The organism is Shewanella psychropiezotolerans (genome assembly GCF_007197555.1).
Taxonomy (GTDB): Bacteria; Pseudomonadota; Gammaproteobacteria; order Enterobacterales; family Shewanellaceae; genus Shewanella; species Shewanella psychropiezotolerans.
In genome coordinates, this window is the sequence record NZ_CP041614.1 from 388,479 (window position 1) to 399,325 (window position 10,847).

Genomic DNA, 10,847 nt, shown 5'->3' on the forward strand with positions numbered 1-10,847 from the left:
GTTCTCCTCCTACTCTTTGCTCGACTCTTAACCCGTTAATAGCGGCTTCGAAAGCTTGTTCGGCTTTTTCAAGTGGCTCTTTTTAAGGAACCTAAGTGAACCTAAGGTGAGGTCGGCCGAAGTGGCCATCTCGCCTACGTCCAAAGTTAGTACAAAGTTAATGTAAATGGAACTGTAAATTACAACAAAGTACTAATTTGACGATGATTTAGTCTAAAAAGGTTGAATTTATGTTAATTGGGTTCTAGCGTTTTTTTGGCTGTGCATGAAAAACTGTCACTTTAGCTTGAGGTGTCAATTTTTGGGCGCTTTTGAAACGGCAGGTGCAGTTTGTTTTTTAATCATAGATAGCTTGCTGGATACAGGTGTTGCGCACTTTCTGTTTGAATGAGCGAAGGGGTAACAAATGCAAGGTGAGCTTAGTTGTTATATTTAGTTCTTATAAAAAAGGTGACTCAGCGTCTGCGAATCACCTTAAAATCTGATGGCAAGATCTATGACTTGCGATTAGTGTTTCAAGCGAAGAGACAGGTCGAGTGCATGGATATGCTTAGTTAGCGCGCCAACAGAAATATAGTCGACGCCAGTTTTTGAAAAGTCGGCGATAGTGTCTATAGTGACGTTGCCCGACACTTCGAGTTTGGCTTGCTTATCGTCGGCTAGACGCTTATTGATTTCTACGGCTTCTAGCATCATGGTCACGTCGAAGTTATCCAACATGATGATATCCGATCCCGCTTCCAGTGCTTGTTGTAGCTCTAAGATGCTCTCTACTTCTACCTCGACAAGTTTATCTGCGTCTAGCTCTCTGGCCTTAGAGATCGCTTGGGCTATGCCGCCACAGGCCATGATATGGTTTTCCTTGATAAGGAAGGCATCGAACAAGCCGATCCTATGGTTTTTCCCGCCGCCGCAGCTAACTGCATATTTTTGAGCGGTACGCAGGCCAGGAATGGTTTTACGTGTGTCGAGTAGTTTAGTATTGGTACCGGCTATCTTATCCACATAATGCTTGGTGAGTGTTGCGACACCGGACAAGGTCTGAATGAAGTTCATCGCGGTGCGCTCACCAGTGAGTATGGCGCGCGCTGGGCCTGAGAGTTCACACAGCACTTGATTGGCGACTAACAGATCACCATCATCTACATGCCAGTGGAGGGCGACTTCTCCACCGAGTTGGTTGAAGACCTGTTCAGCCCAAGCCTTGCCACAAAATACACCCTCTTCACGAGTGATTAAGCTTGCTTGTGCATGCTTGTCTGCCGGGATGAGTTGCGCCGTGATATCTGCATTAGCCTTATCAGCGCTACAGATATCCTCCAGGCTATTAACATCATGGCTGGTCGCAGCTTGAATCGGGGCTTGATAGCCTAAGTCTTCTTCGAGTGCGGCTTTTACGGCAAGCCTAATATCATTTTCCAACATTATCGGGATCCTTGATGAGCTTAATTTATAAGCTGGTACAACAGGGGAATGATTTAGATTATAAATCGGCTGTCATGCTTGGTAAGAGTAATAATAACAAATTTGATCTATAAAGGTAGAGTCTAGCGATCATACTCTATGGCTTGTTGTTTCATTAGCTAAAGAGGTCGTGGTCGATTCATTATTTGAGCTACAACTTTTTCAAGTTGCTACACTTGTTTTAGATGTGATCGCCTGTTATCCAGTATGAGTTCGATGGGTCTTTTCAGTGAGAGGTCTAACTGATAGAGTGCTAATAAGATATGGCGGATTCTAGGTTAACTTCTTGTTGATAAAAGCTAAACTAATTCCTAGTTTTGAGCTGGGGTGGGCTGAAGGGGTGAAGCTGTGTGTGTCGCCTCATTTTAACTCAAGGCCGGATAATGAGGTTAGTCTGTTAGTTATTCATAATATTAGCCTGCCAGCCGGCTGCTTTGGTACACCTTATATAGATCAGCTGTTTCAAGGTTGCTTAGATATAGCTGCGGATCCTAGCTTTGAAGCTCTTAAAGGTCTCGAAGTTTCGGCACATTTCCTTATTCGCAGAGATGGGGGAATCATTCAGTATGTCTCTTGTGATGAACGCGCCTGGCATGCCGGGGTATCAAGTTTTCAAGGGCGACAAGGTTGCAATGATTTTGCTGTAGGCATTGAGCTCGAAGGCACAGATAGCCAAGATTATACCGAGCTACAATATCAAGAGTTGGTTAGGCTGACGCTTGGTTTGATGACAAAATATCCCATGTTGAATTTGGATGCTATTGTCGGTCATTGTGACATAGCGCCGGGCCGGAAAACCGATCCCGGCGACTGTTTCGATTGGAACAGGTATAAACACGAGCTAACCTTGGGTCTGAGCTGGTAGTACCTCTACAGTTTATAGTTGAGCATATCTTAGGCTTGGCGAGATAAATGAGCCCAAATGCTAGATGTTTAAATTTGAGTAAAAAGGATGGACTAAATGGCACTGTTTTCTTTATTAGTGGCGATAATGGTTGAGCGATTAAAGCTGCTCCCTAAGTCATGGCAACTCGAATCATTTCTAGATCTGTATTCTGCCAATTTGTTTGGTAAGAAGCAGCTCAACTCAGAAGCCATGATGGCGTTGGCGCTTCTTCTACCGGCAATAACCGTTTTCGTGACCACTTGGGCTGTAAGCGGCATGCTATGGGGAGGGGTGAGTTTATTACTTTGGGTTGGGATCTCTATTCTGTGCTTTAGTCACCAGAAACAAAGAACGGCCTTTAAGCGATACATGCAGGCGGCTTGTCGAGGCGATGCTCAAGCTTGTTATCATTTTGCCGAAGAGCTAGATTGTAAGCGTTCTATTGAGGCCGTAAGCGAGAGTGATCTAGGCGCTAAGGTGGGCCAAAGCGTCACTTGGCTCAATTATCGTTTTTATGGAGCGGTTGCCCTTTATCTCATATTCTTCGGTCCTGCGGGGGCAGTCTTATACTGTACCGTACGTTATTTCAGTGACCTAAGTCATCAGGAGTCGCTCGAGTTACCCCTGGTGGATAAAGTGCTGGCACTTTTAGATTGGTTACCGAGCCGTATTTTTTCGTTCGGTTATGTACTCAGTGGTCAATTCTCTCAAGCCTTTAGCAGTTGGCGAAAGCTGGGCTTAAGTCTGGATCATAGCGCCAGAGAGATAGTGACTCAAGTGGCCTTAGCCGCAGAGCCAAGACCTGAAGCCTCGTCAACACCCATTTGTGTCCAGGCTACATTGGCATTGCTGCAGCTGAGTAAACGTAATTTCATTTTACTGTTAACCACGCTTTCTCTTTTGACCATCTTTGGGGTGGTGGCGTAAATACAGCTTCGCCAGAGTTATATTCTCTTAGTCTCTTGTTAGTGACTCTATGTTAGTTAAATGGTCTGACCTTTCTCGGTTAAATTTCCGCTATGCTCACACATCGTGAGTATCCCTGACTCAGGTCACAAACTGGACTTTCAAAATGTGATTTGCTAAAGTGCGCTCAGTCAACTAAATTGGTAAGACCAATTTACAATAGGAGCTGAGGGCCACATGGCTTATAACAAAATAAACCAGCCAAAAATTTCTGACGTCATTATGGGTCAGTTAGAGCAGATGATTTTGGAAGGTAGCCTCCAACCGGGTCAGAAGCTGCCTCCTGAGCGTGAGCTGGCACTCCAATTTGAAGTCTCCCGTCCCTCGTTACGTGAAGCCATTCAAAAATTAGAAGCTAAAGGCTTGCTGTTGCGTCGTCAAGGCGGTGGTACCTATGTCAAAGAGCAGCTTTGGCGAAGCTTGGCCGATCCCATCGTTGAATTGATGCATAGTGACTCTGAGAGTCAGTATGATCTACTCGAATTTCGTCATGCCACAGAAGGCATGATGGCTTATTTTGCCGCACTTCGTGGTACCGATGCCGATATGCAGAATATCAAACGCACTATCATGGATGTAGAAGCGGCTAAAGAGATTGAGCAGCAAGCGGAAGCCATCGTACATTTCTATCGTGCCATAGCAGAGGCGTCACATAACGTGGCCATGTTGCATCTGGTACTGAGTTTAGCTCCTGTGCTGCATAAGAATGTGGCACAGAACCTGGAACTGCTGAATCGAAGAGAGGAAGCATCCACAAGGGCAAACGAACATAGGCTGGCATTGCTAGCCGCAATCGTTCGCCGTGATCCTGACGCAGCTCGTGAAGCCTCGAATGAGCATTTAAGCTATATCGAGGAAGTGATGTTGACCGTTAGGAAAGAAGATAGTCGGTTGCAGCGCAGTCTGCGCCGTTTAAAAAGTGGTGACTAGGCGTTCTCAATGAGAGAGCAAGCCAAGCACCAAACCATATTTTAATATTTTTAATATCACTAAGTGCTGAGATTCGGTGCTTGGGTATTACATATAGGAAAGGACTGCGAAATGTCTGAACATATGCTACAAGATCTGGATCCATTAGAGACTCAAGAATGGTTATCTGCTCTAGAATCGGTTGTTCGTGAAGAAGGTGTTGAGCGTGCTCAATATCTACTGGAACAAGTTCTCGATAAGGCCCGTTTAGATGGCGTCGATATGGCGACTGGTATCAATACCAGCTATATCAACACCATACCAACCAGCCAAGAACCTGCATATCCGGGTAATACTACGCTAGAGCGCCGTATTCGTTCTATCATTCGCTGGAATGCGATCATGATCGTGCTTCGAGCTTCTAAGAAAGATCTGGACTTAGGTGGCCATATGGCTTCTTTCCAGTCTTCAGCTGCATTTTATGAAGTGTGTTTTAACCACTTCTTCCGTGCGCCAAACGATGTTGATGGTGGTGATCTAGTCTATTACCAAGGTCATATCTCTCCGGGTATCTATTCGCGTGCATTCGTTGAGGGTCGCTTAACTGCAGATCAACTCGATAACTTCCGCCAAGAAGTTGATGGTGAAGGTATCCCTTCATATCCACACCCTAAGCTAATGCCTGAGTTCTGGCAGTTCCCGACCGTTTCTATGGGTCTGGCTCCTATGTCTTCTATCTATCAGGCTCGCTTCCTTAAGTATCTCGATGGCCGCGGCCTTAAAGATACCTCGGCTCAGCGTGTCTATGCCTTCCTGGGTGACGGTGAGATGGATGAGCCTGAATCACGTGGTGCGATTTCATTTGCGGCTCGTGAAAAGCTAGATAACTTATGCTTCCTGATTAACTGTAACCTACAGCGCCTCGATGGTCCTGTTATGGGTAACGGCAGTATCATTCAGGAACTTGAAGGTCTCTTCAGAGGTGCCGGTTGGAACGTCGTCAAGGTGATCTGGGGTAACAACTGGGATTCACTGTTAGCCAAAGATACTACTGGCAAGTTGCTACAGCTGATGAATGAGACTGTAGATGGTGATTACCAGACATTTAAGTCAAAAGACGGTGCCTATGTACGTGAGCACTTCTTCGGTAAGTACCCTGAAACAGCGGCGCTTGTTTCAGATATGACAGATGCCGATATCTTCGCACTTAAGCGTGGTGGTCATGAGTCATCTAAGCTTTATGCTGCATTTAAGAACGCTCAGGATACTAAGGGTAAACCGACAGTGATCTTGGCTAAGACCGTTAAAGGTTATGGCATGGGCGGCGCAGCCGAAGGTAAGAACATAGCGCACCAAGTGAAGAAGATGGACATGAGCCATGTGCTTCAACTGCGTGACCGTCTAGGTCTTCAAGACCTGCTTACTGATGAGAATGTTGCTGAGTTGCCTTACCTATCTTTAGAGGAAGGTTCAGAAGAGTACAAGTACCTGCATGCGCGTCGTGATGCTTTGCATGGTTACACGCCTCAACGTCTGCCTAACTTCACTAAAGCATTAGAGCTACCTGAAGTTGAAGATTTTAAGCCTTTGCTTGAAGAACAGAAGCGTGACATCTCCACCACTATGGCATTTGTTCGCTCGCTAAATATATTGCTTAAGCACAAAGGTGTGAGCAAGAATATCGTCCCTATCATCGCTGATGAGGCGCGTACATTTGGTATGGAAGGTCTGTTCCGTCAGATCGGTATCTATAATCCTCAGGGGCAGAACTACACCCCACAAGATCGTGAAATTGTTTCTTACTATAAAGAAGCAACTTCGGGTCAAGTATTGCAGGAAGGTATCAACGAGCTAGGTGCTATGTCTTCATGGGTTGCTGCGGCAACATCATATAGCACTAACGATCTGCCTATGATCCCATTCTACATCTACTACTCTATGTTTGGTTTCCAGCGTGTTGGCGACATGGCATGGATGGCGGGCGATCAACAGGCGCGTGGCTTCTTGTTAGGTGCTACAGCCGGTCGTACAACCTTGAACGGTGAAGGTCTGCAACACGAAGATGGTCATAGCCATGTTCAGGCCAACACGATTCCAAACTGTATCTCTTACGATCCTACATATGCCTACGAAGTAGCAGTCATCATCCAAGATGGTATGCGTCGCATGTATGGCGATCAGGAAAATGTGTTCTATTACCTGACGCTGATGAATGAAAATTACGCCATGCCAGCTATGCCTGAAGGTGCTGAAGACGGTATTCGTAAGGGTATCTATAAGCTTGAGTCATACCAAGGCAGTAAGCAGGTTCAGCTGATGAGCTCAGGCACTATCATGAATGAAGTGCGTAAGGCAGCGAAGATTCTCAGTGAAGAATATGATGTTGCGTCTGATGTTTATTCGGTCACTTCTTTCAATGAATTGACTCGTGAAGGTCAGGATGTCGAGCGTTACAACATGCTGCATCCTGAAGCTGAGCAGAAGCAAGCCTATATTTCTCAGGTAATGGGTACAGCCCCTGCAATTGCAGCTACAGATTACATGAAGAACTACGCCGAACAAGTTCGCGCCTTCATGCCATCAGAATCATTCAAAGTACTGGGTACCGATGGCTTCGGTCGCTCTGACAGCCGCGATAACTTGCGTCGTCACTTCGAAGTGAACGCTGGCTATGTGGTCGTCGCAGCACTGACTGAATTAGCTAAACGTGGTGATGTTGAAAAATCTGTCGTGGCTCAGGCCATCGCTAAATTCAATATCGACGCAGACAAGATCAACCCGCTATACGCGTAAGAGGCAATACAATATGACAATCGAAATTAATGTACCTGATATTGGTGCGGATGAGGTTGAAGTCACCGAGATTCTGGTTAGCGTAGGCGACAGGGTTGAAGAAGATCAATCGCTGATTGCTGTCGAAGGCGATAAAGCCGCGATGGAAGTACCAGCATCTCAATCGGGTGTAGTTAAAGAAATTAAAGTTGCGGTTGGAGATAAGGTGGCTACCGATTCGTTGATCATGGTCTTCGAAGACGATGCAGCATCGGCTCCAGTAGCCCAAGCTGCGGCCGCTCCTGCGCCAGTCGCGGCAACAGTCGCTCCGGCATCTGTTGAGCTAAAAGAAGTGAATCTGCCTGATATCGGTGACGATGAAGTCGAAGTGACTGCAATATTAGTCAACCTAGGTGACAGCATCACAGAAGATCAGCCAATCTTAAGTGTCGAAGGTGACAAGGCGTCGATGGAAGTGCCGGCTCCTTTCAATGGCGTCTTAAAAGAGATTAAAGTTGAGATTGGTGACAAGGTTTCTACCGGCAGTTTAGTACTGGTCTTCGACGTTGCAGGTTCATCTTCTGTGCCTGTAGCCGCAGCGCCAGCAACTCCTATTCCTGTAGCAGCTGCGGTTGCCGCCGTTGCAACTGTATTAGAAGTAGCTGTTCCTGATATCGGTGATGATGAAGTCGAAGTCACCGAGATAATGGTGAAAGTCGGCGATACAGTGACCGAAGAACAGTCACTTATCAGCGTCGAAGGCGATAAGGCTGCCATGGAAGTACCAGCTCCCTTTGCTGGCACCATTAAAGAGATCAAAGTAGCTATTGGTGACAAGGTGTCTACTGGCTCGTTAATCATGATCTTCGAAGTGGCTGGCCAAGCGCCTGCTGCAGCACCTGTAGCCACGGCGCCAGCTCAAGCAGCAGCTCCTGTATCGGCATCTTCGACTAAGCCTGCTAAGACAGACTTTGTTGACAATGAAGCCTATGCCCATGCATCTCCCGTTATCCGCCGCATGGCTCGTGAACTTGGTGTTAACCTTGCTAACGTCAAAGGTACGGGTCGCAAGAGCCGCGTCATTAAAGAAGATGTGCAGAGCTACATAAAGGCTGCGATTAAGCAGGTTGAATCGGGTAGTGTTAAAGCTGCCGCTGGTGGCAACGAGCTTAACTTATTGGCATGGCCAAAGATCGATTTCAGCAAGTTTGGTGAGACCGAAGTTAAGCCCTTATCTCGCATCCAGAAGATCTCTGGTGCTAACCTACACAGAAACTGGGTGAAGATCCCCCATGTTACTCAGTGGGATAATGCGGATATCACAGAACTCGAATCATTCCGTAAGGCACAAAATGCGGCGGAAGCGAAGAAAGATTCTGGCATGAAGATCACTCCATTGGTGTTTATCATGAAGGCGGTTGCTAAGGCTCTCGAAGCTTTCCCTACGTTCAACTCATCTCTGTCGCAAGACGGTGAGAGTTTGATCATGAAGAAGTACGTCAATGTCGGTATTGCCGTCGACACGCCAAATGGCCTGGTTGTCCCTGTTTTCAAAGATGTGAACAAGAAGGGCATCCATGAGTTATCGGATGAGCTAAAGCTGATATCTAAGAAGGCACGTGGCGGTAAGCTAACGGCTTCAGACATGCAAGGTGGTTGTTTCACTATCTCTAGTCTGGGTGGCATAGGTGGAACGGCATTTACACCAATCGTTAATGCACCTGAAGTGGCAATTCTCGGGGTGTCTAAGTCTGAAATGAAGCCAGTATGGAATGGTAAAGATTTCGAGCCTCGCTTGATGTTGCCTCTGTCACTGTCTTACGATCATAGGGTCGTAGATGGCGCCGAAGGTGCACGTTTCATTAGCTATTTAAACAGCTGCTTATCAGATATTCGAACCTTAGTGCTTTAAAAAATGGGCTGCTTATTACAAGCAGCCTTTTATACCCAAACTACTTCAAAATGCAGGATTCAGCATGTCGAGAAGTGACAGAGTTCAAGGCATGAAAGAGTAGGACTAGTTATTCTAATCCGAACTTTCATAACGCAGAAAAATGTTGCTTCTCGCCTTGCCCTGCGGGAGCTCCCGTAGAATAGCTGCACTGCGTTAGTGATATCGACAAGGGAATAACCATTCTCTCAATCACTGCCTTGTTCAGCTATCCTACGGGGGCTCTGAAACGAGCACCTTGAGGTAGGTTGGGTATATATAGTAAATGTATGATTGTGATCGGTATCAAACAAAGGTTAAAATGCGGCCACCTTACAAGATTTGGCAACATTTTATTTTTGCGCTACTCGTTAGTGCAAGAAAATGAAAAGAATAGAGGAAATCATGAGCAACGAAATCAAAACTCAGGTAGTGGTATTAGGCTCTGGCCCTGCTGGCTATTCGGCGGCATTCCGTGCGGCTGACTTAGGACTAGAGACTGTCATCATCGAACGTTTTAGTACCTTAGGTGGTGTTTGTCTGAACGTAGGTTGTATCCCATCGAAGGCACTTCTACACGTATCTAAAGTGATCGAAGAGGCGAAAGCTGTTGCCGATCACGGTGTGGTTTTTGGCGAGCCACAGATCGATTTGGAGAAGCTACGTGGTTTCAAAAATTCGGTTATCAGCCAGTTGACAACAGGATTGGGCGGAATGTCCAAGATGCGTAAAGTCGACGTGGTTAATGGTTTCGGTAAGTTTACCGGCCCTAACACTATCGAAGTTGTTGGTGAAGATGGCGTTAAAGTGGTTCATTTCGAGCAGGCAATTATCGCCGCAGGCTCTCGTCCTATCGAATTGCCATTCATTCCACATTCAGATCCACGTGTTTGGGATTCTACCGATGCGCTAGAGCTTAAAGAAGTTCCGGGTAAGCTACTTATCATGGGCGGTGGCATCATAGGTCTTGAGATGGGTACTGTTTACGCTTCTCTGGGTAGCCAAATCGACGTGGTCGAGATGCTGGATCAACTGATCCCGGCAGCAGACAAAGATATCGTTCGCGTTTATACCAAGAAGGTTAAGAGTAAGTTTAACCTTATGATGCAGACTAAGGTGACAGCCGTAGAAGCCAAAGATGATGGCATCTATGTGACTATGGAAGGCAAGAAGGCACCGACTGAAGCTATTCGTTACGATGCAGTGCTAGTTGCAATCGGTCGTGCACCAAATGGTAAGTCGCTCGATGCCGAGAAAGCCGGAATTAATGTCGATGAGCGTGGCTTCATCAATGTCGATAAGCAGATGCGTACCAATGTACCTAACATCTATGCTATCGGTGATATTGTCGGTCAGCCTATGCTTGCGCATAAAGGCGTGCATGAAGGCCATGTGGCTGCAGAAGTTATCTCAGGCTTGAAGCACTTCTTCGATCCTAAAGTGATTCCTTCGATTGCCTATACAGATCCTGAAGTTGCTTGGGTTGGTCTAACTGAGAAGGAAGCCAAAGAGCAAGGTATCGCCTACGAGACTGCAAGTTTCCCTTGGGCTGCTAGTGGCCGTGCAATCGCTTCAGATTGTAGCGATGGTATGACTAAGCTGATTTTCGATAAAGAGACTCACAGAGTCATAGGTGGTGCTATCGTCGGTGTTAACGGCGGTGAGCTTCTAGGTGAGATCGGCTTGGCAATCGAGATGGGTTGTGATGCAGAAGATCTAGCGTTGACGATTCATGCTCACCCAACCTTGCATGAGTCTGTAGGTCTGGCGGCTGAGATCTATGAAGGTTCGATCACCGATTTGCCAAATCCTAAGGCAAAAAAGAAGAAAAAATAATATTTTATTCGAGTCATGAAAAGGCGCTCATTTGAGCGTCTTTTTTTATGCCTTGAAAAAGGAGCTAAAATTTAGTGTTAATAA

General features: G+C 46.3%; 7 protein-coding genes. 6 read left to right on the forward strand and 1 reads right to left on the reverse strand.

Going from position 1 to position 10,847, the window contains the following annotated elements; all coding sequences use genetic code 11:
* Positions 1 to 507: 507 nt before the first annotated feature.
* Positions 508 to 1,425 (reverse strand): carboxylating nicotinate-nucleotide diphosphorylase, encoded by a 918-nt coding sequence (nadC, locus tag FM037_RS01720; RefSeq protein ID WP_144044574.1) that lies wholly within the window; start codon positions 1,423 to 1,425, stop codon positions 508 to 510.
* Positions 1,426 to 1,753: 328 nt separating this feature from the next.
* Here nadC and ampD point away from each other — a divergent pair, with 328 nt between their 5' ends.
* From ampD to lpdA, 6 genes are all read left to right on the forward strand, one after another.
* Positions 1,754 to 2,329, forward strand: a complete 576-nt coding sequence (gene ampD / locus FM037_RS01725; protein WP_407695647.1) for a 1,6-anhydro-N-acetylmuramyl-L-alanine amidase AmpD — start codon at positions 1,754 to 1,756, stop codon at positions 2,327 to 2,329.
* 96 nt (positions 2,330 to 2,425) lie between these two features.
* Entirely contained in the window at positions 2,426 to 3,277 is an 852-nt protein-coding gene (ampE, locus tag FM037_RS01730; RefSeq protein ID WP_144044576.1) for a beta-lactamase regulator AmpE, read from the forward strand.
* 216 nt (positions 3,278 to 3,493) lie between these two features.
* Positions 3,494 to 4,246, forward strand: a complete 753-nt coding sequence (gene pdhR, locus FM037_RS01735; protein WP_144044577.1) for a pyruvate dehydrogenase complex transcriptional repressor PdhR — start codon at positions 3,494 to 3,496, stop codon at positions 4,244 to 4,246.
* A gap of 111 nt (positions 4,247 to 4,357) precedes the next feature.
* Entirely contained in the window at positions 4,358 to 7,018 is a 2,661-nt protein-coding gene (gene aceE, locus FM037_RS01740; RefSeq protein ID WP_144044578.1) for a pyruvate dehydrogenase (acetyl-transferring), homodimeric type, read from the forward strand.
* Between the two features lie 13 nt (positions 7,019 to 7,031).
* Positions 7,032 to 8,909 (forward strand): pyruvate dehydrogenase complex dihydrolipoyllysine-residue acetyltransferase, encoded by a 1,878-nt coding sequence (gene aceF / locus FM037_RS01745; protein WP_144044579.1) that lies wholly within the window; start codon positions 7,032 to 7,034, stop codon positions 8,907 to 8,909.
* 423 nt (positions 8,910 to 9,332) lie between these two features.
* The gene (lpdA, locus tag FM037_RS01750; RefSeq protein ID WP_144044580.1) at positions 9,333 to 10,763 is read left to right on the forward strand and encodes a dihydrolipoyl dehydrogenase; all 1,431 of its coding nucleotides are present in this window, start codon (positions 9,333 to 9,335) and stop codon (positions 10,761 to 10,763) included.
* Positions 10,764 to 10,847: the final 84 nt, after the last annotated feature.